General features: G+C 44.9%; 30 protein-coding genes. 8 read left to right on the top strand and 22 right to left on the bottom strand.

The genetic code is table 11. From position 1 onward, the window contains the following. Positions 1–88: 88 nt before the first annotated feature. Together C7R91_RS29845 and C7R91_RS29850 are read right to left on the bottom strand one after the other, a co-directional pair. Positions 89–346: a phosphoheptose isomerase family protein gene (locus tag C7R91_RS29845; protein WP_236697979.1), complete on the bottom strand. Its 258-nt coding sequence runs from the start codon at positions 344–346 to the stop codon at positions 89–91. 9 nt (positions 347–355) lie between these two features. Then, entirely contained in the window at positions 356–682 is a 327-nt protein-coding gene (locus C7R91_RS29850) for a MurR/RpiR family transcriptional regulator (RefSeq protein ID WP_236697980.1), read from the bottom strand. Between the two features lie 272 nt (positions 683–954). Between C7R91_RS29850 and C7R91_RS26055 the strand changes: the two genes are divergently transcribed. Beyond that, positions 955–1,620 carry a hypothetical protein gene (locus tag C7R91_RS26055; RefSeq protein WP_047074267.1) on the top strand — a complete coding sequence of 222 codons (666 nt, stop codon included), beginning with the start codon at positions 955–957 and terminating at the stop codon, positions 1,618–1,620. 143 nt (positions 1,621–1,763) lie between these two features. Beyond that, the gene (locus tag C7R91_RS26060) at positions 1,764–2,363 is read left to right on the top strand and encodes an undecaprenyl-diphosphatase (protein WP_047074268.1); all 600 of its coding nucleotides are present in this window, start codon (positions 1,764–1,766) and stop codon (positions 2,361–2,363) included. A 7-nt stretch (positions 2,364–2,370) separates the two neighbouring features. On the opposite strand, the gene C7R91_RS26065 is transcribed toward C7R91_RS26060, so the two are convergent. The 10 genes from C7R91_RS26065 to C7R91_RS26110 all read right to left on the bottom strand — a co-directional run bounded on the left by C7R91_RS26065 (position 2,371) and on the right by C7R91_RS26110 (position 9,729). Further along, positions 2,371–3,270: an SDR family oxidoreductase gene (locus C7R91_RS26065; protein WP_047074270.1), complete on the bottom strand. Its 900-nt coding sequence runs from the start codon at positions 3,268–3,270 to the stop codon at positions 2,371–2,373. Between the two features lie 136 nt (positions 3,271–3,406). Beyond that, complete coding sequence (locus C7R91_RS26070; RefSeq protein WP_236697983.1) at positions 3,407–3,703, bottom strand: DUF4183 domain-containing protein; 297 nt, start codon at positions 3,701–3,703, stop codon at positions 3,407–3,409. A gap of 161 nt (positions 3,704–3,864) precedes the next feature. Beyond that, on the bottom strand, positions 3,865–4,149 hold the full coding sequence (locus tag C7R91_RS26075; protein ID WP_047074272.1) for a DUF4183 domain-containing protein: 285 nt from the start codon (positions 4,147–4,149) through the stop codon (positions 3,865–3,867). A gap of 163 nt (positions 4,150–4,312) precedes the next feature. Beyond that, a complete protein-coding gene (locus C7R91_RS26080) occupies positions 4,313–4,825 on the bottom strand; it encodes a hemerythrin domain-containing protein (protein WP_047074273.1) in 513 nt (170 codons plus the stop codon). A 57-nt stretch (positions 4,826–4,882) separates the two neighbouring features. Continuing rightward, positions 4,883–5,200 (bottom strand): hypothetical protein, encoded by a 318-nt coding sequence (locus C7R91_RS26085; protein WP_047074277.1) that lies wholly within the window; start codon positions 5,198–5,200, stop codon positions 4,883–4,885. Between the two features lie 28 nt (positions 5,201–5,228). Further along, positions 5,229–5,432: a hypothetical protein gene (locus C7R91_RS26090; protein ID WP_047074279.1), complete on the bottom strand. Its 204-nt coding sequence runs from the start codon at positions 5,430–5,432 to the stop codon at positions 5,229–5,231. Further along, positions 5,416–5,949, bottom strand: a complete 534-nt coding sequence (locus tag C7R91_RS26095) for a Rieske 2Fe-2S domain-containing protein (RefSeq protein ID WP_047074281.1) — start codon at positions 5,947–5,949, stop codon at positions 5,416–5,418. The genes C7R91_RS26090 and C7R91_RS26095 overlap by 17 nt, the downstream gene beginning before the upstream one ends. A gap of 16 nt (positions 5,950–5,965) precedes the next feature. Then, entirely contained in the window at positions 5,966–6,535 is a 570-nt protein-coding gene (locus C7R91_RS26100; RefSeq protein ID WP_047074283.1) for a 4Fe-4S dicluster domain-containing protein, read from the bottom strand. Next, on the bottom strand, positions 6,528–8,702 hold the full coding sequence (locus tag C7R91_RS26105) for a molybdopterin oxidoreductase family protein (protein WP_047074286.1): 2,175 nt from the start codon (positions 8,700–8,702) through the stop codon (positions 6,528–6,530). The genes C7R91_RS26100 and C7R91_RS26105 overlap by 8 nt, the downstream gene beginning before the upstream one ends. After that, positions 8,689–9,729: a hypothetical protein gene (locus C7R91_RS26110; RefSeq protein ID WP_047074287.1), complete on the bottom strand. Its 1,041-nt coding sequence runs from the start codon at positions 9,727–9,729 to the stop codon at positions 8,689–8,691. Before C7R91_RS26110 ends, C7R91_RS26105 begins: the two co-directional genes overlap by 14 nt. 185 nt (positions 9,730–9,914) lie before the next feature. On the opposite strand from C7R91_RS26110, the gene C7R91_RS26115 reads away from it, so the two are divergent. Further along, entirely contained in the window at positions 9,915–10,622 is a 708-nt protein-coding gene (locus C7R91_RS26115) for a Crp/Fnr family transcriptional regulator (protein ID WP_047074289.1), read from the top strand. A gap of 83 nt (positions 10,623–10,705) precedes the next feature. Here the strand turns inward: C7R91_RS26115 and C7R91_RS26120 are convergent, their stop codons facing one another. After that, complete coding sequence (locus tag C7R91_RS26120; RefSeq protein ID WP_047074292.1) at positions 10,706–12,205, bottom strand: nitrate/nitrite transporter; 1,500 nt, start codon at positions 12,203–12,205, stop codon at positions 10,706–10,708. 145 nt (positions 12,206–12,350) lie between these two features. Here C7R91_RS26120 and hcp point away from each other — a divergent pair, with 145 nt between their 5' ends. After that, on the top strand, positions 12,351–13,646 hold the full coding sequence (gene hcp, locus C7R91_RS26125; protein ID WP_047074293.1) for a hydroxylamine reductase: 1,296 nt from the start codon (positions 12,351–12,353) through the stop codon (positions 13,644–13,646). A 72-nt stretch (positions 13,647–13,718) separates the two neighbouring features. Here the strand turns inward: hcp and C7R91_RS26130 are convergent, their stop codons facing one another. The 5 genes from C7R91_RS26130 to C7R91_RS26150 all read right to left on the bottom strand — a co-directional run bounded on the left by C7R91_RS26130 (position 13,719) and on the right by C7R91_RS26150 (position 17,649). Next, positions 13,719–14,549: a S1 family peptidase gene (locus tag C7R91_RS26130; protein WP_047074294.1), complete on the bottom strand. Its 831-nt coding sequence runs from the start codon at positions 14,547–14,549 to the stop codon at positions 13,719–13,721. A gap of 192 nt (positions 14,550–14,741) precedes the next feature. Beyond that, positions 14,742–15,110, bottom strand: coding sequence for a hypothetical protein (locus C7R91_RS26135; protein WP_047074297.1), 369 nt, complete (start codon positions 15,108–15,110; stop codon positions 14,742–14,744). Between the two features lie 165 nt (positions 15,111–15,275). Beyond that, on the bottom strand, positions 15,276–16,337 hold the full coding sequence (locus C7R91_RS26140) for a hypothetical protein (RefSeq protein ID WP_174769389.1): 1,062 nt from the start codon (positions 16,335–16,337) through the stop codon (positions 15,276–15,278). Beyond that, a complete protein-coding gene (locus C7R91_RS26145) occupies positions 16,327–16,902 on the bottom strand; it encodes a sigma-70 family RNA polymerase sigma factor (RefSeq protein WP_047074299.1) in 576 nt (191 codons plus the stop codon). Before C7R91_RS26145 ends, C7R91_RS26140 begins: the two co-directional genes overlap by 11 nt. A 153-nt stretch (positions 16,903–17,055) precedes the next feature. Next, positions 17,056–17,649 (bottom strand): YdeI/OmpD-associated family protein, encoded by a 594-nt coding sequence (locus tag C7R91_RS26150; RefSeq protein ID WP_047074301.1) that lies wholly within the window; start codon positions 17,647–17,649, stop codon positions 17,056–17,058. 602 nt (positions 17,650–18,251) lie between these two features. Here C7R91_RS26150 and C7R91_RS26155 point away from each other — a divergent pair. The 3 genes from C7R91_RS26155 to C7R91_RS26165 all read left to right on the top strand — a co-directional run bounded on the left by C7R91_RS26155 (position 18,252) and on the right by C7R91_RS26165 (position 20,261). Continuing rightward, positions 18,252–19,127: a hypothetical protein gene (locus C7R91_RS26155; RefSeq protein ID WP_047074303.1), complete on the top strand. Its 876-nt coding sequence runs from the start codon at positions 18,252–18,254 to the stop codon at positions 19,125–19,127. 283 nt (positions 19,128–19,410) lie between these two features. After that, a complete protein-coding gene (locus tag C7R91_RS26160; protein ID WP_047074305.1) occupies positions 19,411–19,695 on the top strand; it encodes a DUF4183 domain-containing protein in 285 nt (94 codons plus the stop codon). Between the two features lie 209 nt (positions 19,696–19,904). Continuing rightward, on the top strand, positions 19,905–20,261 hold the full coding sequence (locus C7R91_RS26165; protein WP_236697984.1) for a DUF4183 domain-containing protein: 357 nt from the start codon (positions 19,905–19,907) through the stop codon (positions 20,259–20,261). A 622-nt stretch (positions 20,262–20,883) separates the two neighbouring features. Here C7R91_RS26165 and C7R91_RS26175 read toward each other — a convergent pair. Further along, the gene (locus tag C7R91_RS26175; protein ID WP_047074309.1) at positions 20,884–21,678 is read right to left on the bottom strand and encodes a hypothetical protein; all 795 of its coding nucleotides are present in this window, start codon (positions 21,676–21,678) and stop codon (positions 20,884–20,886) included. 629 nt (positions 21,679–22,307) lie between these two features. Then, positions 22,308–22,448 carry a hypothetical protein gene (locus C7R91_RS29520; RefSeq protein ID WP_160309993.1) on the bottom strand — a complete coding sequence of 47 codons (141 nt, stop codon included), beginning with the start codon at positions 22,446–22,448 and terminating at the stop codon, positions 22,308–22,310. A 194-nt stretch (positions 22,449–22,642) separates the two neighbouring features. On the opposite strand from C7R91_RS29520, the gene C7R91_RS26185 reads away from it, so the two are divergent. Continuing rightward, positions 22,643–23,098: a PLAT/LH2 domain-containing protein gene (locus C7R91_RS26185; RefSeq protein ID WP_047074310.1), complete on the top strand. Its 456-nt coding sequence runs from the start codon at positions 22,643–22,645 to the stop codon at positions 23,096–23,098. A 79-nt stretch (positions 23,099–23,177) separates the two neighbouring features. On the opposite strand, the gene C7R91_RS26190 is transcribed toward C7R91_RS26185, so the two are convergent. Beyond that, positions 23,178–23,558 carry a hypothetical protein gene (locus tag C7R91_RS26190; RefSeq protein ID WP_307723645.1) on the bottom strand — a complete coding sequence of 127 codons (381 nt, stop codon included), beginning with the start codon at positions 23,556–23,558 and terminating at the stop codon, positions 23,178–23,180. A gap of 995 nt (positions 23,559–24,553) precedes the next feature. Further along, positions 24,554–24,715, bottom strand: coding sequence for a hypothetical protein (locus C7R91_RS29525; protein WP_160309994.1), 162 nt, complete (start codon positions 24,713–24,715; stop codon positions 24,554–24,556). Positions 24,716–24,976: the final 261 nt, after the last annotated feature.

Genomic DNA, 24,976 nt, shown 5'->3' on the forward strand with positions numbered 1-24,976 from the left:
TATTTCCAAACGCCTCACGTACTTTGAAGATAAGGGGCTCTTTACTGACTGATAAGGATAAAAGGATAAAGGCAGGATTTTGTGTATTCTAAGGAGGATTTGCTTGTTTGTATTGCTCCCGAACAGCTTTACGTGTCTGGCGCAAGTACGCAGCGGAGACGTCGTAATTTTTGGCAGAAGTGGCGGCACTGCGTTCATCCGCTTTTGTTGAAAACGTGGTTATGATCTGCGAGGTTTCCCCCGAATTCGAGATGCCGACTGCCACATCACCAGCTGTGAAGGTGACTGCCGAAGCAAGCTGCCAGTGGGAATCCGAATGGGCCGTGCACCTTTTATCGATGCGCAAAAATTTATGTCAGGCATCCTGGGCAACCAGTTGCAAAGCACCCACTCCGTAAAAATCAATCCGAGTGGCTCGGAACAGCTCACCAATCGCCTGCTCCACTGCTTTTGTCTCCAAAATTTTGATCGTTTCTCGCAAAGAGAGGAGGTTGTTGAGCGAAACCGATACTTTTGCACATCCGTATGATGGCGCTTGGCTGGATTCACTTCCTTCCGCGAGCTCCTTGATGGAAAGACGAATCACCTCATCCGGATTGGCTAAAATGCAATGCGCTGCGTTTTGTTCAGAACGCTTGATATTGTGCAACGATTCGCGGATGCGCAGCAACCCGCCATTCAACACCATACCACCCCTTTTCGTCCACGAATTATTAAGCGCTTACATTCAAGCGTAACGTTGGTAATTCATTACATATTTTGTATTATAGACACTCGAAATAAAATATCAAGATCAATTGTCAGATTTGAAATAAAATTTCAAAGCTATTTTTCGACACTTTCTCCCTTTCGTCGATTTGTAATAAATTTTTCACAATTTTTACAGTTACTTTTCGAATCTCTTTTCGTAATAAACCATGTACACCCAATTGACAAATACTGGGGATGATCAAAATGACCAAGCGTAAGGCACTAGCATTCACCCTGATAGCGGCACTCCTTTTGCCAAACACACCTGTTCTGTCCAACGAAGCCGCAGCAGCCTCCTCCCACAAAGCGAAAGCAACTGTAACTGCGACCAAGTTAGAAGAGCTTTCCATAAAAGATCTGAATCAAAAAACAAAAGCGACTCTAAATCACGTCAAAGAAGTCATCCCAGACCTGAAGAACTATCACATCACCTCCATCGTAAAAGAGAATGTCGTCACCACTTCTGGTCCGATCGAACGTCTGGAAGTGATCTTGTCGAGCACACCGGAGGGTACGACCCCAGACTTCGTAGTTGTCCATGTGAACGCAAGTACAGGAGAGCTGATCAGCGTCGACATTCAAAACGGACGTCCCTCTTCGAAAGAAGTTTTAGGTGATGAGGAAGCGATCAAAAAAGGCAAGGAGCATCTCAAACTGCTGTTTGGAAAGCACTCGGAAAAATACAAGTTCTCACAAATCTACTCCTCTACTGTCCAGGATAACAAGACACAGATATTTGTTATATACACTTCCCCGGATCATTCCATCAATGTAACCATGGATCGTGTCGGAAAATTAAAGGCTGTCAAAAAAGACATCTACCCTAAAGCAGCCGGCAAAAAAAAATTACATGAGCCTTTTGTCCAATGAAAAAGAGACGGTTCTGCCGTCTCTTTTTTGATGCTATGAACTCAACCTTACAACGCTGTAATATTTCGTAAGGTAAATCAATTTCCCATTTCTCTGTTATCGAGTAAGATTCTCCTGTTACATGTAAAGGAGGATCACTAAAAATGAATGGAATGGAAATTAACATTCACTATTTTCGCCTGATTAATGACTTGGGGAAAGAGTATCCGGCTCTCAATCCGGTGGCTTTTTTCGTAGCGGAATATATGGTGTTTATTCTTGCGTTGAGTGCTTTGGTGTATTGGTTTACGAGAAAACACGAGAATCGCATCATGATCATTTGCGCGACGTTTACGTTTGTTATTGCCGAGCTATTCGGGAAAGTAGCCGGAAGCTTTCATGCAAATAATCAGCCATTTGCAGAGCTTGCGGACGTAAATCAATTGGTACAAAAAGCAATCGACAATTCATTTCCCAGCGACCATACGATCCTGTTTTTTTCCTTTTGCATGACCTACTGGCTTTTTAGAAAGACGACGGGGCCACTCTGGATGCTGCTAGCTGCTTGTGTCGGGCTTTCTCGCATTTTGGTAGGCGTTCATTATCCGGCAGATGTCATTGTGGGTGCCCTGATCAGCATTGGGTCTGCCCTGGCCGTCTATATAATCGTGCCGAGATTGGGTTTTGTCCATACTCTACTTGCTTTCTATGAAAAAGGAGAGCAATCGATCTTGCCTACGAAATCGAAAACGAGAGACTTTTGATTCACCGCTACGTCTCTGTCATCGTCCCACCATTGACGTGCAATACCTGGCCTGTGACATATCCCGAATCATCCGAGGCCAGGTAGACATAGGTTGGAGCCAGCTCGAACGGCTGCCCTGCGCGCCGCATCGGTGTGTCTACACCCAAAGTCGTGATGTATTCTGCCGAATAGCTAGATACCTGCAGCGGTGTCCAGATTGGTCCAGGAGCAACTGCATTCACCCTGATGCCCTGCTTGACCAATTGAAGGGACAAGGAACGGGTAAAGGAGACGATGGCCCCTTTGGTTGCTGAATAATCGACCAATTGCGGATGACCAGCATAGGCAGTAACTGATGTCGTACTAATGATGGAACTGCCTGGCTGCAAATGCGGCAACGCCTCTTGTGTGATGTAAAATAAGGGGAAAAGGTTGGTCCGAAATGTGTCTTCCAGTTGCTCACGACTTATATAGAGAATGCTTTCTTGTGGAAACTGTACGCCTTGATTCAAAACGAGCACATCCAATTTGCCAAAACAGCCAATCGTTTGGTGTACCACCTCCCGACACCAAGCCTCGTCGCGCAAGTCTCCCGGCAGCAGCAAACATTGCCCTCCGTAATACTCGATGACTTGCTTGGTCTCCTCGGCGTCGATGTGCTCATCCAAATAAGGAATCGCTACAGCTGCCCCCTCCTTCGCAAAAGCAACCGCTACGGCACGGCCAATCCCGCTGTCTCCACCAGTTATAATCGCTACCTTTCCCCGAAGCTTTCCACTCCCGATATAGTCAGGATTATCGAAAATCGGTCGCGGGACCATCAAGTATTCCATCCCCGGTTGTCGATCCTGATGCTGCGGCGGAAACGTAAGGGGAGTCTCTTCGCAAGTCGTCTTGTAACTGTAATATGGGTAACTCGGATACATGGAAAATACCTCCTGTACAGATGCAGTCGATATCGCCATGATATTCGCCTACCCTTCTGGGTGTGCGCCGTGTGCGCCATCAAGGGCACAGCATGGAAGGAAAATGACATGTATGTATAACATGACCTTTTCCCATTTATGCGGCAATCATCTTGATGAACTGAAGTATAAGAGGAACTCCTTGTACAGGAATGTCACTTAAAATCAAAACTCCCGGCTGGACAACATATAGATTGGGAGGCTGAAGCATTCCATTTATAAAAAGATTCACAACAGAAACTTCATTCGGATCTAGAATGCCGGAAGTACTGAATAGCATGACAGCATCACTGTTGGTATACGTATTTTTGACTCCATCTGAAATTGCCGTATACTGATAGGTTTCTGCTCGTATTAAACCAGGCGTACATGGGCATGGGGGGCACGCCGGCACGATTTGCAAACTCTGTCTCCTCACTGTGTATGACTGTGTGACATAGTGCCTCATGAAATCACCCGCCCTTTCTCGAAGTGCTTCGATCATTCACTCCAATTTACACATAGGAGTGAACCCCAAGCACATTCCATCCACCTGGGGCCACCACCCTATTTACCTTAGTTAACGACAAACTCTACAACTATAGGTGTCCCCCCGTTTTCAGCATCTCCATCTGGAATCGTGATCGCTGTCGTGGTGATTGTGGAAGTATTACCTGCCTGAATGACCCCATTGATGTAAAGATTGTAAAAAGCAAACGTACCAGGAAATGCTGTGGCAGCAGCGCCAGTGTCAGTGGTAAATGCAGTTGCCGCAATGGCAAACGTAGCGCCAGTACCAGTTCCAGCACCCATGGTGGACGTAAATCTCAATGAGGTTAAATACGGTTTAACAATCGGCACTTAGAACCCCTCCTCCTCTAATTATCCCTACTAGTAAATGATTGATTTCATCCGATTGAAACCGACAAATGACAGTAGAAACACGCACATTTCCCCTCAAAAGAATATAATTGGAAAATAAAGTCACCCTCCCACTTTTTCCAGTAGGAGGGCGACATGATTTCTAGTCTTGAACCAGTACTCGCAACTGCTCTTTCTCTGCGTCACTCAATACGTATTCTGCCATCGGGAACAGCACACTCTCTTCTTTAAAGAAATGTTCCATGAGTATTTCTATTGACCTCAACAAATGAGTGTGGACAGCTTCTATTTCAACTGGATCAGATTTCTCCTTTTCTACGATTCGCATGAACGACATCAGGCTTTCATGAATAAGATCATGCTCTTCCTCCATGGCAGCAATCGGTCCCATCTCCCGTTCGATATAATTAGCCATCAGGGGATACAGGTCTTCTTCCTCGCGTCTGGAGTGTTTCTCCAGTTCCGACCGAAACGAGGACGCCAGCTCATGAAGCTCTGTTAAGCCTTTCTTTCTTTTCGTAGGTTCGGCAGTAGATTTCAGGTTATTTGCTAGATGTACGAGCTCATTCATCTGCTCAGCTAATGATAGGTGCTCTTCTTTCAATTTTTCCAGAGCTGGACACAGCTTCCTTCTCCCTTCAAACTCCTGCATCATCCCCATACATCCTATAGGCGGTGGTCCCATTACAATCCCTCCATCTACGTGTGGAAGTTAGTTACCAAAAGAAATATGATACGCTAACTGTCCCCGATTGTCCCTAGCAACCATTCGAATACAGTCATCCTCTTGCGAAAAAACAATCGGTCCATTCTGGATGGGAATCGCAACAAACTGGCAGGGATTAAAATAGAGTCGCAGATACTCCTCGTCCTCCGTGATCTCCCACTTTGCCAGCTGCCTTTCCAAGAGAGCCGGACTGTGTGGTTCGGCATCATCCGCCAAATCTTGAATGAGTATCCCCATTTTTTTATCCACTAAGGCAGGCAGCTCTTGATGAAGCTCCGCAATCGTTCGCTTACTAGGATTCATGGCACCTGATCACACTTCCTTCCCCGGATTATTTCCCTTGCTCTCCCCGATCTCGCTGGTCTTTTCTCAATACCATCCATGCCAGTGGGAACAACACCACCGTTGCACCGCTTAGCAAAAGCACCTCCATATATCGCTGTGCAAAATACATATTGACTGTGTACTGGGTGCAAACAATGCTGGCGAACAAGATCAATGCTAATAGGATGACACCTCTATAGCTGCTCTTCATATCTCTTCACCCCTACAGCGTATACGGCTCCATCTTTTTCTTGAAGCATAATTTCCGGAAGTGGTCTTCTTGGGGGACCAGCAAGCGGCTTACCTGTGGCGACATCAAATTTCCCATGATGGCAAGGACATAGCAGCTCTTTCTCATCTCGGTCCCAAAATACCGGACAACGCAGATGGGTGCATGCATTTTGATACGCCTTGTATTCCTTTTCCTTCACATATACGAACAACGCGCTGTCATGCTCTCCTGGATAAGCAAACTCGATCGCATCTCCGGGTTTTATATCGCTGAGATTCGCGATTTTTTGTGTGGGATACGACTTGCTGGATGAACTCATCAGCTCCTTGGCAGCTAATGCTCCCCATGGCAGAGTAGATGCCGCGAAAAGACCGGCCGCTCCTACCATTTTTTTCATAAAACTCCGTCGATCCAGACTACGCTCATTGGAACGATTGATGTTATGTGTATAATTGTCATCCTTCAACGGAATGGGGCGGGTTTTCTCGTTCTCCATAAGGTATATCTCCCCTCTAGAATAGCTTCTGTTTGCCCTGCAGAATGCCAGGCAGGCTAATTTTTACATTGGTTTCGCCTTCCAGCACATCTGGGTCGTGGCTGGCAGTCCATTTGCGATTGGCCAAAGGAATCTGTGCCCGTTTTTCTTCCAGCTCTGCTTCCTCAATCCACTGCAAGGTGTTTGTCGGGCAAACCGAAGCGCACATCGGCGGGATTCCCTCTTTCGTACGGTCGTAGCATAGATCGCATTTGTACATGAGATTCTGCTCTTCATCAAATTTCGGAATCCCATAGGGGCAGGCAATCGTACAATTTTGACAACCGATGCATTTCTCTACCAAGGCTGACAATACGGCCCCATTATCTGCGATTTGAATCGCCTGAGCAGGACAGCTGCGGGCACAAGCAGGATTGACACAATGAAAGCACATGAGAGGAATCGTTTGTCTGCTGATAAACGGGTCCACATCCAGCACGTAATTTCGGTTTCGGTTGTCGTGACCTCCACATTGTGTACACGCCGCCAAGCAGCTTCGACAACCGATGCAATTGTCCATTTCGATGTATAAGACTTGTTTACCCATGGCGAACTCCTCCATGTTTGTGCTTGATGATTTTCGCGGCGCACGCTTTAAACTCAGGCATTTTACTGTAAGGGTCCAATGCCGGGTTGGTCAGCAGATTGATAGACTGCGCTTTTCCCCAGTGGTACGGAACAAACACCGTATCCTCTCGAATCGCCTCGATAACTTTCACGCGGTACTGCGCCTCGCCTCTTCTTGTTTTCAGAGTGACCAGCTCATCGTGTTCAATACCGTAGCGTGTCGCTGTTTTTGGGTGAACCTCTAGCAGAGGATCAGGATACATGTCCTTCAAAAACGGGATTCGTCTTGTCTGATTCCCGGACAAATAGTGGAACACAACTCGTCCCGTAGTTAACCGCAAAGGATATTCTTCATCCGGCTCCTCCGCTGGCGGGCGGTAAGGCAGCGCACATATTTTGGCTTTGCCATCCGGGTGATAAAATTTTTTATCCAGGAATAAATGGGGCTGTCCCTCGTCGCCTTCCTCGCGGCACGGCCAGAAAACACCATTGTTTTGATCAATTTTCTCGTAGGTGACCCCATAATAGTCAGCTATTCCGCCTTTGGAGACCTGACGTATTTCATTGAAAATATCCTGTGGAGACTTCAAGTGAGTAAAGAATTGTCCGCGCCCCATTCTTTTGGCGATTTCTATCTGAATCCACCAGTCAGGCTTGGATTCTGCAAACCATTCCTGTGCCTGACGGTGACGAATGATGCGTCCTTCGAGATTGGTTGTCGTTCCATCGTCCTCTGCCCAAGACGTAACGGGAAGAACGACATCGGCGTATTCAGCTGATTCCGACAAGTAAAAGTCGCAGCAAACCATAAAATCAAGACTTTTCAGGGACTCCCGAACATGGTTTAGATTTGGCGCACTTACAACCGGATTGGAGCAGAGTAAGTATAAGCTGCGAATCGTTTTATCCTTCATGAGCTGGAACATCTCATAGGCAGAGACGCCTTTCTGTGGCATCTCTTCCGCTGGGATGCCCCAGGCACACGCTATTTCACGCACATGTTCAGGATTGTCGAGCTTGCGGTAGCCAGGCAATTGATCGGCTTTTTGCCCGTGTTCCCGTCCCCCCTGACCGTTGCCTTGACCGGTAAGGGTTGCAACACCCGATTTTGGACGGCCAATCTTGCCTGTGACGAGCGACATGTTGGTATAGGCAGATACGTTGTCTGTCCCTTTCGACTGCTGTTCCACACCACGGCAGAACATTACAATCGCATCAGGTGCCCTCCCGAAAATGTCGGCAGCCCGCACAATCTTCTCCACCGAAACCCCTGTTATTTCGCTGACATACTCCGGTGTGAAGGTAGCAACTACTTCTTTTGTTTCTTCAAAACCATTCGTATGATTTCGTATAAAGTCTTCATCGATATGCCCATTCTTGATCAGGAGATGAACGATTCCGTTTGCCAGCGCCAAATCTGTGCCGGGCCGCAAATCCAGATGGATATCTGCGCGACGTGCCAAAGGTGTTTCCCTTGGATCGGCTACGATCAGATAACCGCCTCGATTTTGCACTTCCCAAATACGAAACATGCTGGTTGGATGACATTCAGCCGCATTTGAACCAGCCAAAAACAAGCAGTCTGTTTGGTGAATATCCGTCCAGGGAACGGTAGAACCGCGGTCAATCCCCAAACTTCGATTCAATCCCGCCGCAGCGGAGGACATGCAGAAGCGGCCATTGTAGTCGATATAGCGGGTTTGCAAGGCGACCCGCGCAAACTTACCCGTGAGGTAGCATTTTTCGTTCGTCATGGAAACGCCAGAGTAAACAGACAAAGTATCTTTGCCATAGTTGTGCTGCAACTCCTTGAACTTGGAAACGATCAAGTCAAGCGCTTCCTCCCATGACGCTTCCCGAAAACCTTCCGCCGTGCCTTTTAATGAAGCATCTGATCGAATCAACGGCCGCTGTATCCGATCCGGATGGTTCACCTGCTGATAAGCCGTCACCCCTTTGGGGCACATCTTCCCCAGATTGACAGGGAAATCGTACCGTGGCTCCACTCCGATAATCTTGTTCGTCGTTGTATCTACACGCAGGTTCATCCCGCATTGCATACCGCAATAGCAGCAATGCGTGCTGACCAATTTCTCGTTAGGATGAATCTTGTTTTCCACTACTTTAAAAAATTTATCCTTTGGCATGTTGATTTGCCTCCCTGGCATTGATCTCGTGCGTAGGAACTCCTGTGAAGCGGAACATCCGGTATTTTCTGCGGCACGGCAAGCAAAGTTCAGCCAAGTGGAATCCTTCTTCCATTTGAAAAGCCATTTCGTTTTTACCCAGCACGTTGATTACATCTGCCGACTGTTCCGCAGAAACAAACTCATTGCTGCACACTTTGCACTTTTTCATTTCCTGCTCGCCATAGTGCTCGCGATAGTTGCGAGCAAACACACTCATGGGACGGAACGGTATGTGAGCCAGTTTTCCGAATGGCAGATAAATCAATGTCACAATCACTGCAAATTGATGAGTGACTGATATGACCGGGTGCCCAAAGCCCCCTAAGAACATGTTGCTTGCAGTTAACATCAAGCCTGTCACGCTGATAAACAGTAGCAGATATAAAGGCAAAAAGTCGTAGACAAAGGATTGTTCAGCCCGTGCCTGCATGTTCTTATATCTGCGATACAAAGCCATGACTGCTCCGCCGATGACCATAAAAGCCGTAATGTTCAACGCGTTGTAAAAGAGAAAGGCAACCCAGCCATCCGCTTGTACGGTCAGAACATCCACACCCATGAACACGACCTGATAGTAGCCATTGTCCGTCATCGTGAAATACATCCAACCAAACACTAATGGAAAGGTGACAAACGCGGCCAAGATGCATCCCCATCCCAGCAAAATGTGCTGCGTCCAGCGGTACCATCCCCGATTCCAAATAAAGCGATAGATGGCCAAATGATCCACCGTTGTATTCGCCGTGCTTTTACGAAAGAGAAGGCGTAGCCCCTTTTTCAAAATGACATTCGTTGGCGGGCGATCTGCCCACGCAGAAAATCGGTAAAGGAAGCCTCCGATAAAGACAAGAGTCCCCACCATATAGCCGTAAAGCGCCAAATCAATATGCGTGAAAAAACGTGTTCCCACGTAACTTAGGACGAACAAGCAAGCAATGATGATAAAAGCACGCTTCGCCACTTTGGAAGCAAATAGATAGTTCATACAACACCCTCCCTGCTGCTGCTCATTTTTTCCTTTCGCTTGAGTCCATTGTAGCAACGGCTCGAGACCCAGGTTGTGATTTACCTCACACCACTGCCACAATCAGGACAATTTTCTCCCCCCAACCATCGAATTCGGATGATATAATGAGTTACCTATGTATCCTTGTTGTAGGGGGGACCCACATGACCGGAAATGGCACAACCTTTGTCGAGCAGATTTCTTCCGATTTTGTGAATAGCCTTGAAACGTTTTCTGTTCGGAAAAGTTTTGTTCCCGGAGCCGTTCTGTTTTTGGATGGCGAAAGAGCCGATCAGCTATTCTTAATTTCGTCAGGCCAAATCAAGCTCACAAAAAACACGAACGATGGAAAAGAATTAACACTGCAAGTATTTGGTGCAGGAGAGCTAGTCGGCGTCTCAGGGCTCTTCGAACAGGAATTGACGTATACCTCCACAGGCACCATGTTGATGGAGGGTGAGGTATGGATCATCCCGCGACAAGCGTTGGAAAAAATGCTCATCAAAAACGGTCAATTTTGCGTAGACTTCCTCCGTTGGATGGGATTGATGAACAGGCGGATGCAGTCCAAATTTCGCGATTTGCTACTCAATGGCAAAATTGGTGCCTTGTATTCAACGCTCATCCGCATGAGTAACACATACGGCAAGCCACACCCCGACGGAATCCTCATCGACCTTTCTCTTACCAATCGCGATTTGGCACAATTCATTGGTCTGACACGAGAAAGTGTCAACCGGATGCTTTCCGATCTGAAAAAACAGGACTCCATCGATCTGCTTCCCCACGGGCATATCTTGATAAAGGACCTTGCCTATTTAAAAGAGGCGATTTATTGCGATGACTGCCCTCCAGATATTTGCCAAATGTAAGCAAAGTCTACATCCTTTCTTGAACAAAAAAAGTCCTGGACTTGTCCGTCCAAGACTTTTTTTCATGAGTGATTCAAGCTTTTTTATCCGTGTCTTTGCTCCGCGAGTTCGCTGAACATGCCAGCATAGTACTCGACATCTCCTGCATCGTCCAGAATCGCACTGATCGTTAACCATTGGAGATACTGATCTCCATTCTTCCGGCGATTCCAGATCTCCCCTTGCCAATAGCCATTCTTCTTGATCGAGTCCCACATCTTTTGATAGAAATCGGCATCCTGCCTGCCAGATTTTAAAATATTGGGGGACTTGCCAATCACCTCATTCATCTCATAACCGGTCACTTTTGTAAAAGCGTGGTTCGCACTTTTAATGACCCCTCGTGTATCGGTAATCAGTATCGCCTCTCCCGTCTTTTCCATAATGGTGGCGGCGAGCTGCAGCTTCTCTTGATAGAACATCCACATCACCAAGACCAAGCTAACAAGTGCAAACTGAGATAAAGCCATGAAACCAATCGCATAATGCCCGGTCAGATTAAACAGCATCGTTAAGATCAACGGCGGGAAAAATCCTCCTAATCCCCCCATGGCAGATACGATCCCATTCACAATCCCCGCTTGCCGCGAGAAATACATCGGCACTAATTTGAACACGGCACCGTTACCAATTCCGGCACATAGCGCTACCAACAAGCAGCCTACCGTGTACATCAAAATCGATGGTGAGAACGATAAGACAATACCAGACAAGGCGAGCCCGGCAAACACAATCATCAATGCCTTGAAGGGGTTCCACCTATCTCCTAGCCAGCCTCCCAATGGTCTCGCAAGTGTCGCCAAAAGAATGAACCCTGCTGTTCTCATACCTGCATCTACTTTATCCAGTTGGAAATGGCTAACTAAAAAATTCGGGAGATACACGGTGAAAGCAACGAAACAGCCAAACGTAATAAAGTAGAACAAGCTGATTAGCCACAGCTTTTCGTTTTTGTACACACTCTTTATCTGCTGACCAAGAGGAGTCACTACCTTAGGTTCATTTTTATCCCCCATCAAGAAGGTTAGCACTGCGAATCCCACAAGCAATAACATGAACATCTGTACAGTAGTTGCCCATCCAAACGATTTAGCCAGAACTGGCGCTGAAAAAGTGGTTATCGCCGTACCAATATTCCCCATACCGTAGATCCCGTTTACAGAACCATGCTTTTCTTTCGGGTAGTATTTAGGTAGAGAAGTGACACCAACGGAGAACACCGCTCCGCCTATCCCTATAAATAGCCCGCCGATTAACAAATCTGTATAAGTAGTCGCCTGGCTAATATAAAAGACAGGAGCCAGCAGCAAGAGAAAGCTTATGCTAAATAAAATTCTCGCGCCAAATCGGTTACTCCAATATCCAACGGGGATTCTCAGCAACGATCCTAGAAGAACAGGAATCGCTGTCACCCACGCCACTTCACTTGCACTCATAGGGACGGTTTCCTTGATAAAAGGCATGAGCGATGACAGAATGACCCATACCATGAAACCGACCGTAAGACTCAACGTCTGTAATGGCAACTGCCATTTTCGTACCATAAACAACACCCCTCACTTGGGAAATCTTCTTCATCCACTATGATAAGAGGCAAAGTTTGGTTTCGTTGTGATTTTAATCACAGCTCCTTCCCGGCAACCCGCTTATAATCAAGGCGAAATCTTGAATCGAAGGAGTGGATTATACATGTTTTGTTATCAATGTGAACAGACTCCAACAGGTGGTTGTAAGGTCATCGGCGTTTGCGGAAAGAATGAAGATCTTGCGAGTATTCAGGATACCATTATTTTTGCTTTAAAAGGAATTGCAGCTTATGCCACACATGCTCGACAACTAGGCTATATCGATCCTGAAGTGGATGGGATTACACAGGAAGCTCTTTATTTTACATTGACGAATGTGAATTTTAACTTGGATGAACATTTGCAAATGGCTATGAAAGTAGGGAAAGCCGCGATAAAAGTCATGGAGCTTTTGGATCGGGCCCATACAGATCATTTCGGAGTCCCGCAGCCAATCACTGTCTCGCAGAATAAAATAGAAGGAAAATGCATCGTTGTTACGGGACACAATCTGTTTGCTCTCGAAGAACTGTTAAAACAGACGGAAGGCAAAGGAATCAATGTGTATACCCATTCCGAAATGCTGCCTGCACATGGCTATCCCGCACTGAAGAAATATCCTCATTTGAAAGGTAACATTGGGAAAGCATGGTACGATCAACGCCAATTGTTCGAGAAATTTCCTGGCGCCATACTGGCTACAACAAACTGTGTGATGCCTATTCGAGGCAGCTACGCCGATCGTTTCTTTTCGTATGATATAACCGGTTTGGAAAATGTGACGAAAATTGTAGATAACGATTTTGCGCCGCTCATTGAAAAAGCATTGTCTCTTCCTGAGGTTTCCATCGAATCGGAACTGACTTTGACGACCGGCTATCATCACAAAACGGTTCTCGGCATCGCTCCTGAAATTATTCAGGCAGTCAAGGAAGGAAAGATCAAACGCTTCTTCGTCATCGCTGGTTGCGACGCTCCTGGCAAGGGAGGCGAGTATTACCGTGAATTGGCTACGTCCTTACCGCCAGAAACAGTCATTCTTACGACCTCCTGCGGAAAATTCCGTTTTAACGATGTAGATTTCGGCACCGTGCCAGGTACCGGCATCCCACGATATATCGATTTGGGACAGTGCAATAACTCGGTTTCTACCATTACGATTGCGGCTGCATTAGCCGATGCCTTCGAGTGTGAAGTGAACGAGCTGCCGGTAAGTATTGTTCTTTCCTGGTTTGAACAAAAAGCGGTTGCCATCCTGCTCGGTCTGTTTAGCCTGGGGATACAAGATATACGGATCGGTCCAAAATTGCCTGAGTTCATTCAACCCGGTGTTCTGCAAGTATTGCAAGACTTGTTCTATATTCAGTTGATTGGCGATGCCCAAGAAGATATGAAGCAAATGCTCGGAATCACACAATAGGCTGTCGCCTGTGACCGCCAATCATAAAATGAGGCACCTTCTTATTACAGAGAGGTGCCTCATTCTACCTTTTTATAACCATTTTGCAAGCCATTCTGAAACAGCTTGGTGCTGCAAATTGATTGCTTCTCCACCAGGAACGCTTTCCCGGACGCTTCCTCGTTGGATGCCTACAGACGTTATGTTAACGAAAATACCGACCAGTTCTCCATATTCATTGACGGCAGCTCCGCCGCTGTTGCCATTCTCCACAGGAACAGAGCAGTCAAATTCCCACGGTTGCATCTTGGTACTTAGCTGACACAACTCACCAGTCCTTACAATCCAGTCTGTATACTCCGCTTCAACAGTCACTAGCTTTTGACCACTCACAAGTGGATCGGCACTCAAAGGCAGGAATGGTAATTTTGCTGACGGTCGCTCAATCTTATACAGCGCCAGATCAACTGCATCTTTTCCTATTCCCGGGTGCTCCGCAACCAGAGTCGCGTCTAACCAATCCCGAGAGTACGTTTTCGCTCTAAAAGAGACTCTGCCTTTGGATACGTGTTTTGCCGTCAGCAATAGGCCGCCTTTCAATAATACACCCGTTCCTCCGAATCCAATGTCAATGTGAACCGAAGCAGCCTTTGCCAGCTTCTCGATTTCACTCCAAGGCTTCGGTTGCTTGGCAGGCTTAGGTTCTGGAATTGGTTCAGGCTTCGGCTTTTCTGGCGGCTCGGGTGAAGGAACTGTTGCAGTCAGTTTTTTCGCCATGTTTTGGATGAGGAATGCTACCAAGTCTCCACGGACAACTCCGCCTTCATAAGCGTTATGTATCCAGTAATCAGCTGATTGGATGACTGATTGGTTTTGTAATACCTTTAATGCCTCTATGGTCTGCTTGTCCGCCTGTTTATTCACAGCTTTTCCTCCTTCTCTAGTCTTGTGTTCGCCAGTCTTCATTTCTTGCCGGAATCCCTGCAGACCAAGCGGTTGAGATTCCACTTGTTCTATTATTATTTTACCAAACATTTCATTTTTTCCCATTGAGAGTAATCCAGTTGGAATTAAAAAAAGGCCCTATCTATCGGTAGATAAGACCCTCCTATTTCCTTACAGCGGCAAATTCGTAACAGCCGTCCATGTTCCCACTTCTCCTGCCCGCACAGATGGGGGCTTCATTCGAACCGTTCCTCTTAATACATAATGTCGCAACCCAAGTGTTGGCTCGGCTTTGTACGCAAAGGTGCCAACAAAATTGGCATAAGGTGATTCAATCGTGATTTGCCTGGACCTCTCATCCCACCTTCCTTGTATGGGAATCGGAGTACCACGGAAATTAACGGTACCACTGACCCTGCCATTCAAGACATTGGAAATCACCAATGTGCCCAACGTGGTGGGTCTTCCACCGAAGCTCGCTTGAATTTCCCATGTAGAGGGGTACGGCAAGCTGACCCGAGTCGTCTGTCCAATTGCCACGGTCGACCTCTCCTTTCGATTGACTTGAGCGTGAAGTCAAAATAGTACGTTACAGTATACGTAGCCATCATGAATCTTCCCGTAGGCGGACGCACAACTTTATTTTTGACGAAAAAAGAGACGGTTTCCCGCCTCTCTTTATTCCATTCAATTCCTAGCAAACTACTACCATTTCGTTTCCGTCTTGTGTTCAATTATGTGTACGACTTTTGGTTCTACTTCTTTCATCATTTGTTTCAGTAAATCATCGCTGATCGTTACTTTATTTTTTCCATCTTGAAGCTGTCCTTCAGCTTGTGTTCTTGCAATCACATCAATGACTTGTTGTTTCGAGATATTTTTCGAGGCTGCAATCTCCACAACAGATTTCCCTTTTGCTAGTTCTTCTTTTAACTCTGTCGGGCTCATTTTTAGTAGAGCAAACAGTTTTTCATCGTTTAAAAAATTATCAGCATAATAATCGGGCTTACCGTCTCTAGAGAAATAACCTTCTACTTCAGCGTTAGATGGTTCAAAATCTACCGGAGCAAGACTAATGCTATTCCCCTGAACAAATACTTGGTAACCCTCTCCTCCTGATCCCTTCTTGGTGTAATTCAAGATAAATGTTTTTTGATTGGGATTGTCCATTTGCTCCATGGCAACCTCATAATCTTTGATGTTGCCGTACAATTTATCAATAAGTTGATCTACCTTCCCCTTGATTTCCTGATCGGGTAAAGTAATGAGTGGCTTCTCCTTAGGCTCCCAATTCTCTTGCGTTAGGTCTTGAATCTCATCCGTAATACCGTTTGTATGGAGGGTAATCTTTTTGCCAGTTCCCCCATTTTCCTGCAAGACGATGCTCAGTTGGACCTTTTTGGTTGAATCATTGGGGTCTCCAAGGTAGCTTGCATCGATAATCTCAAACGATTTTGTTTCGGGAAACGCGCTATACAGCTTCTCAAGTGTTGCTTTGCCAGCCTCATCCAGCTTGACTTGTTCAGAAGTCATTGGTGCTCGCGTAAGCATGTCAATCACAACAGGGGCCGCAAATGCTGCGGTTGGAATCAAAATCGCAGCAGCAACAATTCCACCAATTAATCGTTTTTTCATGGTTATTTCGCTCCTTTTTCGTTGCAAATAGTGAGAATAGGATTGTTCGATTCGTTTGGAAATGGCCGGCGGACACTCCATCGTTTCTGCCTCTTCGTGCAGATGTTCACGGATTTTGCGTTCAATAGTCATTGATCTTTTCCATCCTTTCCAGGGGGAGATTCCCTAAGTATTTTCGAAGCGCCTGGAGGCCAGCATGATATCTGGACTTGACTGTACCCAGCGGAATATCAAGCAAGGTCGCAATTTCCTCAAGAGTATAGTCGTGATAAAAGCGAAAGATAATCACTGTCCGCTGTTTGTCGGTCAGTTTTCGTATGGACTGGGATATCATTTGGTTTGTTCCATCCATCAACGCAGTATGTTCATCCAAATAAGACTCTTCGTGAGAGAAGGCACGGATTCGTTCAACAATGCGGAATCTCCTCCAGCTCTTGACCCGAAATCTCTGCACTTGACGGATTACCAGGCCATGCAGCCAGAACTGGAAAGGACGGTTCGTATCGTAATTAGCAAGTGAGGTCCACATTTGCATATAGATTTCATTCATGACATCTTCCCGATCCTGCTTATGATCCACCAGAAAGGAGACGGTCCGGTATACGTCCTGAAAGGTCGCATCATACATCGTATGAAATGCCTGTTCATCCCCCTCTTTCATTTTTATAAGTAATTGGTACATCTCTTCATTTTCCATTCAGAGGGCCCTCCTGAGTAAGCAGCTTACACCCTATATTGTCTCTCGATCGGAAAAAGGTTCGGTTTTCTTCATAATTTTTTTTAGAAAATGCAACGACCCGTTTGGCGAAGCACGAAAAAGAGGCGGTAGCTTCCGCCTCTTTTCTTACAATCAATCATTTAATCCCTTTCCCTCGAGAATTTGCTGCATGCATTTTTCCACCCTTGACTCTCGCGTTTTGGCTTGTTTGGGTGCTGAAAAGTGAAGAAGGTAGGCTCTTTGCCGTCCCGGAGTCAATGCTTCAAAAGCAGTTTTCAAGGCAGGGATTTCATCCAATTTTTTTTGAAATTCTTCAGGAATGCTGTATTCTTCATGCTTTTTATAGTTCACTTCCAAGCCGGATTTTTCAACTTTAATAGCTTCTTGAATATAGGCCTTCAAAATAGATTCCATTTCCATAATTTCTTCCACATTGGTAAACCGGATCTGGCGCGCAGCCTGTACATTCTCCGTTTGTTGAATGAGAATCCCGTTTGGATCTTTCAACAAGGCACCTTTTTGAAACAGTAGCGCACAATATTCTTTAAATCCATGTATTAAAACGATGTTTTTTTTCTCAAACGTGTAACAAGGATGCATCCACTTAAAATCTTCGGTCAGCTCACAGTCAAGAACAATACTTCTGAGCTTCTCAAATTCAGCCTTCCACTTTTTCGTCTTGCTTAAAAATTCATCAACCTTCGGATTCGTTTTACTTGTTGTCATCAAGGAACACCCCTCATCTTGGTGTCATGTCAATTTTTAGTTTTGACATTTTCGTATTTGTATTATTCTATCATCATGTATTCAGGTTCCTTCTTTTAAAGAATAAGCTCTAGCAGAGTAAGAGGTGATGATTGATCGAATCGTCACAAAGCAATATGTGAGAAGGACATTGAGCGGGTGCAGTTATAGCCTTGGTCAGTATATGAAGCCGTCTCTGTTAAAATCGGCAGAAGTAATACTGAAAGGTGATATTCCTCCCATATTATTTCGACTGAGGGCTGAAAAAATGGGCAGGCCACATTGGATTCAACCTTTCTTACAGGAATATTGGCACTCATTCCCTAATCGAGACGCTTCACTCCAAACACCATTAAAAGCCAAAAAATGCAAGTGGTAGATACTATGCTAATGCCTTTGATCATGATATGGCCCCGTCTCCTAAAAACAGAGGCGAGTTTACTATTTTTTGAACATAAATTGAACTTTTTAACTGTTTATTCCTTTGATTTGAATTTATTCCTTTTACTGTTTTGCCCAAACCAACAAACTGTAATATATTTCTATGTGAAATTATCCACCTTTTACAGTTCAAGGAGGTTTTTATGAAATTTGTAAAGAGAAATTGGAAAGGTACTCGAAATATTTTAGGACTGGTATTAATGTTAGGCATTATTTTTTCTGGTCATAGTTTCGTACAAGCGGAAGATAGTGAGTACACAGATAACGTAATTCCAGTTATGACTGGGGAAACTACACCTTCTGGTCATGCTTTTTCTTCCTCCAAACTTTGGGATGCTTTTTATCCATGGAAAGCCTTTGACCATAATCCAAATACAGGCTGGTATGCCACCGTACTTCCTGGAGCACTAGAGTATGAGTTTCCAACTCCCCAAAAAATCGAAAAATATTCCATTACTTATTGGAACGAGAATACTGCACCAGCAAATTGGACTTTTGATGGCTGGAATGGTACAGAATGGGTTCAACTCGATAAGCAAACAAACATAAGAAATTGGTATACTATCCCATCCAAAAAGCAAGAATTCTCATTTAGTAACGATAACGCATATATTAAGTACCGCCTAAACATTACGGCATCTGTATTTGCCCAAGGTAACGCAAGCATTATTGCTGAACTGGAGATGTTTGAAAAGAACAATCCTGGCACTGATCCAGGCACTGATCCAGGCACTGATCCAGGCACCGATCCAGGCACCGATCCTGGCACTGACCCAGAGCCAACTGGGGACAACGCACTTCTTGTAATTAAAATGCTCAGTGGTCTTGAAAAAGAATTTGAACTAACTGCATCCGAAGTGCAGGACTTCATCGACTGGTATAATGGCCGTGCAGACGGACGTGGCAAAGAAACATATATGTTCGATAAGGACTTTAACAAGGGGCCATTTACTTCTAGAAAAGATTATGTAACATTCAGCAAGATTCAATCCTTTGAAGTCATGGAATATACCAAATAACACGCCGAGGCACCTCCTGTAAAACAGGCAGGTGCCTCACCTCTTTTCATCCGATCAATCCCAAGCAAACCTCTGCTCTTTCTAAGGATCACCGTACATACTCTTATGTAACCATTAGTCGACTATTAATTAATAAAACCCGTCTCTACAAAGCAATGACAAGTTATTTTTGATGGAATTTTTTTACTCAGAGGGTGTTTGTACGTTTCGGGAAAGAAACAGTGTGCATTCAATAAACGATGTAAGGATTTACCTTACAAAACTACAGGTAGGAGTTGGTTGAATGCCGATTACCAAACCATTTATGACGTCGCTCAGGTTCACTTCGACGATGGGGGCTGGAACAGGGACTGGAGCAACATTTGCCATTGCGGCAACTTCGTTTACGAATGATGCAGGTGCTGCTGCCACAGCATTTCCTGGTTCGTTTGCTTTTTACAATCTCTACATTAATGGAGTACTTCAGGCAGGGAATACTTCCACAGTCACAACAACGGCGATTACGATTCCTGACGGTGATGCCGAAAATGGCGGAACACCATTGATCGTAGAATTCGTCATCAACTGACAACTAGAAAGTGAATAAGAAATTCCCCAGGAGGGGATACACGCCTGGGGAATATTCCATCAAGAGAGTAACATGCCAAGAACGTGTTGCAGCCTCAGATTCTTGCACACCTTCATTACTATGAGAAAGGGCTGGAGACCATGCAGCAAAAAACCAGTAAAAGAATAGTAGTGACTCGATCCAATAATCTGAGTACCTGTTACCCAGTAATGCCGCCACTCGGATGCCCTAATATCTTTCCCGGGCAACCTTGCCCGACCTGCCAACCATGTCCACCATGTCCACCGTGCCCCTGTACGCCTGGACTGCTGACAACGGTGGTTTCTCAATACACGACTTTTTCGGATGGACAAAAAAATGTGTATACGAATGCCGATGCCTCACTACAGTTTAGTACTTCCGGAATTCTCGACCCCAGCACCGTATCGATTGTCAATCTTTTTATCAACGGTATTCTTCAGCCTTCAAATACGTATGTAGTCCAGCCGGGTGTCCTGATGCTGAGTGATGTCCCTTTTCAAGGCGTTCCTATCATCGTGCAGTTTATCCAAATCTCCACTTCCTGATAGTCAAGCCTTGCGTATGCGTAAGTCGTCACGCCGGTTGTCGTAGGAGATAATGATACAGTTTGGAGGTGACGTTTGTCATTCTTTTGACTCCGTTCTTCGTAATAAGGTCTGGCAATGGCCGCCGATCTCCAAAACTAAAAAATCCCCGACGAACACGTCGAGGAGAAAATGTAAGGTTATTGGTCGTTGTATCTATTGTAGTATATACATAATGCTATACTCAACAATCAGATATTTACAATTACTTCGTCACACTCACAAGGACTTCCACGTTAATCCAATCAGCTACCCATCGCTCACCAGCTTGAATCATTTCCTCATAGACACATCATCCTGTAGAAAACCAGTCACTGATAAGACAGTGTCCGGAGTTTCTTCGGACCAAACAAATTTCCTAACCCTTTCGCGGTAGGAAATTGCCTCTGGATCGTTAGGAAGAGGAGCTTGGGAAATCATTTCCAATAACATAAAAAAGAGACGGATATTCACCGCCTCTTTCCCCCTGATCAATCCCAAGCAAACCTCTACTCTTTCCAAGGATCACCTTGCGCCACTGCTGATTCTGCCCATGAGTAGACAAGCATCGACCGAGCCTCCACATCCTGTTGGGATTAACGGTCTAGTTGATCATGCCGTTTTCCGGAGTGACGGTAAAATCATAAAAAACCCCTTTTTTATTGATCGATGCCGTAACAGTCGGTTTTCCCTTTTTCGTAAAGGTATATTCGTTGTATTTCGTTGAAACATTGTAGCCTGTCAAATCCATATGAAAGACTTTCTTCACCATTGGATTAGCAGCAGCAATCGCTTTTTCTTTCGTATAGAACGGTTTGGCAAATACTTTTGGAATATCTTCGTCCGAAACATAGTTGCTATCTCCGAATTCATTGTGCATGATGGCTGAAACAGCTTTCCCTGTTTTCGCGTCGATGGATGCCGTTACATTCTCCCCCTTAAACACCCACCTATTTTCCATATCCGAGCTGACTCGCTCTACCTTATCAAATGTAAAAGCCTGTGTGCTATCCATGCTTTTCAACGTGCTCATAATAGTATTTTGCAAATCTGTAGCCACTTCACTGAACTTGAAGTTAACATGTACTGATACGACCGTTCCCTCTTTTTTGGTAACCAGAACCTCGCCTCTGTTGTCTTTGGCTGAGATCACCCAGCAATCGGCGTTTATCCCTGTAATCTCATCCAACTCGATCGGCAGACTGCCCGCCTCCTTCTGCATGGCTTGTTTGGCAGTCTCTACAACATTTTTGTCCAATTGTGCGAGTTTCTTCATTGCTTCCGGGGCCGATTGCGCCTGAGTGTCTGCATAAGCTGGTGCTGGCATGTTCGCAAATGGAACTGCTGCTGACAATAGCAATGTCATCATACTAACGGCTAAAAACGTTTGTTTTTTCATTTCGTTGACTTCCCTTCTATTTTTAGATAACTTATTTGATCCAGCTGGAGGGATTTCGTGACAAAGTATTTCGTTTTTTTGCAGTAAAAAGACAAAAACACCCTTCATAGATTATTCGCTTAATCTGGCCGCAATAAGTACGGATAGATAATCTTGAATTATTTCTCGGGTAACATTCATTTCGATCAGATATAATTCTGCCAGCTTTCTTTACTTTCATGCTATCATTCACAAAGACACAAATTACCTAATGATTGCCAATTAAGGTGGTATTAAAATGGATGTATTAGTTTTTGGGATTGTGGTAATGATCTCAATTGTAAATTTGTATTATCTGCTGAAGCAAACCAATCAACATTTACAGAGAATCGAAGACCTGCTTACCAAGTTAATCGATAAGAAGGATTAACATAGTTCATCACAATTTCTCTTTTGTTAAGTAGTGATTCTCTTTATCTCGTTCATCAACTCATCACCAAAGCTGTCTCCTTCAATGTAGATGTTTTTTATACTGCTCGACCTCGGCTTCTGCTGCTGTAGCTCGCTGAATCCAATGAGGCAGAGCGGTACGAGCCTCCATGATGAAGTTGATATCTGCTTCTTCGTAAATGGCACTCGGGATTAAGCAATTACGCCTTCTGACCTTCCCGGGTGCTCTTCAATTTTTCTCCAGATGACAAGTCCTTCATCGTCATCGGCTCCAGTTCCCTCGGTCCTGGCGTAGCTGCTTCACACATTGCCAAGTCCACCGCTGAATCACGCTTGTCCAACTCACCTATCTCTTACATGCTCCAGCTAACTACTGCTTCCTGCATTTCTTTTTATCCCCCTTAACTTGCTGGCACCCTTCATATCTATTTTTATCAATTACACACCCGTTACAAATAACCATATATTTACATTACAGTGAATGTTTTGTATAATTTCATTGCTTCCAATATACCGATTTAAAGGAGTGTTTTAAATGAAACGTTTAGGGATCTCCACTGTCTTAGCTTTTGCATTAATGTTAAGTGGAGCAAGCGCTTATGCTTCTGAGAACCTCCAAAACTCAAATCAAATTGAACCACTTGCATCTTACACCTATAAAGTTACTATCAAAACAAACAATGCAGATGACGCAGGAACAAATTCGAAAATTCAAATTAAATTACATGGCTCCAAGAAGGATTCCCCATGGACAACCTTAGACAGTGCTGGTGATGATTTTGAGCAAGGTGCTACAGGTGTATATTACGTAACCGCATCCGCCGTTCTTGGGAGTATTCAAAAAATTGAAATCAAATCTGATGGCAAAGGTAACAAGCCAGGATGGTTACCGTACTCCTTTGTAATACAAAAAGACACTTCAACTTGGAAATTCTACAATGATAAGTGGATTGGTGATAATGGCCCTGAAACAGTCACTTTAACTCGTTAATTAAAAGCACAGAAAGCAGTTAAGAAAATGATTGGATTGAAGATCATGGTATCCCCATGGTCTTTTTTCTTTATCAAAGTTAACTAGCTTCCAACAGCCATTCACCGTTTCCCCCCGATGCCTCGGAATTCAATCTCACGTCCTGCAAGCATCCCGTTCCCCTCCCCAATTCCAGAGTTCTTGCTGTCCTTTTTACTGGCACCGGATCGATCTGATTTACAGCTGCCATTTCCGAGGCATCCCGTCCCGATTCAAACCATCCAAACGAATCCTTCTGGGGACTTATCTGTTTTGTTTGACCTTTTTTCCCATTCTGGAGAATTGGCACGCCACTCAAATACCCCTTACCTAAACTACGCCAGCACTCCGTGAGGTTTGCAATTGCAACCACCGCGCCCACCGGCAGGTTTTCAGCCGTATACCCGTACACTGCCAAAATGCTGCGAAAAGCCTCTTCCACGCAAATCCCCTTGTCCACTTTCTTGGCAGCGTGGATCACAATGGGGCCGTGGTACTTGTAGACCAGCTGCTCGTTTCAAATTTCTTTTCACCAAGCGCGATTAACGTCGCCCATGGCTGGTGAATGGTTTATCGTCGATGACAACCTCATGAAATAGCCTACTTTCATCGTAAGCGGATCGAGCAGCGTCATATGCACCTTCTGGAGAGTCAAACGTCTCCATCAGAAAACCATCAGGTTTGCTCCCATGCCTCATATCCATTCCCCATTTTTACAATTTCTGTTTTATAAATCGAAATTGAAGTAAAATAGGCAGTTTCCTTCAACAATTACCCAAGCACCAACCACTTCTTGGAATAATCTGTACAAAATAGTAAGGGTGGTGTAATTAAGTGAGTAAATTTTCCTTCTCCGGTTCCTTTGCTTATCAGAAAGCTGGTAGAAAATTAATACTTCGAGTTCCAAAAAGTGTAGGCGGAACATTTGCAATTTCCAACAGCAGTGGGAAACCATTTTGGCTTATCTTGGATGGAGTAAAGGAGTTTAGGGTAAAGCCTTACGGTATAGCCAGAATTTATATATCATCGCCAGGGTTCCCCACGAGGATTTATATACAATCTAGGGGAGTAGCCAATGGATCTTTTATCTTTCAACAAAAGTAATGTAAAGGTCCGCTTATCCAGCGGACTTTACTTTGTTACCGATCTGATAAATTATTCACACCACCCAGCTGTGCAAGGGAACGATTTAACGTCATGAATCCATTCCCTCACCGTTATGGATTCGTAGCCATATTCCTTCCTGGATTCAACTTGAAATGGTTCATCCATTGGGTAGTCGTTTACCTCATAATCTTGCCAATCTTCTTCGCTAATCCCTGACTTCTACTTGAACCACGCTGCAACAGATTCTTTGTCATAGCCACTACAACCTTATATCGATCTGGTCCGATGGCGAAGGCTTTCAAATCCTTCTTTTTTTCATTAACGGTGGAATCAAGCCAATCGGGCAATGTCTTTGCTCAGATTTCCATTGGTTGTTACTTCCGCATATTTACGGAGTGCTGCCACCGCAGCGCCATCTATTTCGTCTGGCCGGCGTAGCACTTCTTCCGAATAAAATATTTCTCCGGTTCCAGTATCAATAAACTGGCGCACTAAATGATCATCACCACTGTTGTTCGAGTTTGTTTTGCACCAAGAAAGAAGAACATCCTGCTTCCCTGATTGCTCATCTAATTTTCCATATAATTATTGTAACAATCACATTTGCAAGCATCTAAGCAATAGACGGTCGTGATTCTGTCGAAAACCTCCCAATAAAAAAGACCCGTCCAAAGACGACGGGTCAGAGTGTAGATAAAGTTCCTAACTGATTAAAAAGGGAGCTTTTAAGGATTGGTCAAGACCCCATTTCGT

The organism is Brevibacillus formosus (assembly GCF_003013405.1).
Taxonomy (GTDB): Bacteria; Bacillota; Bacilli; order Brevibacillales; family Brevibacillaceae; genus Brevibacillus; species Brevibacillus formosus.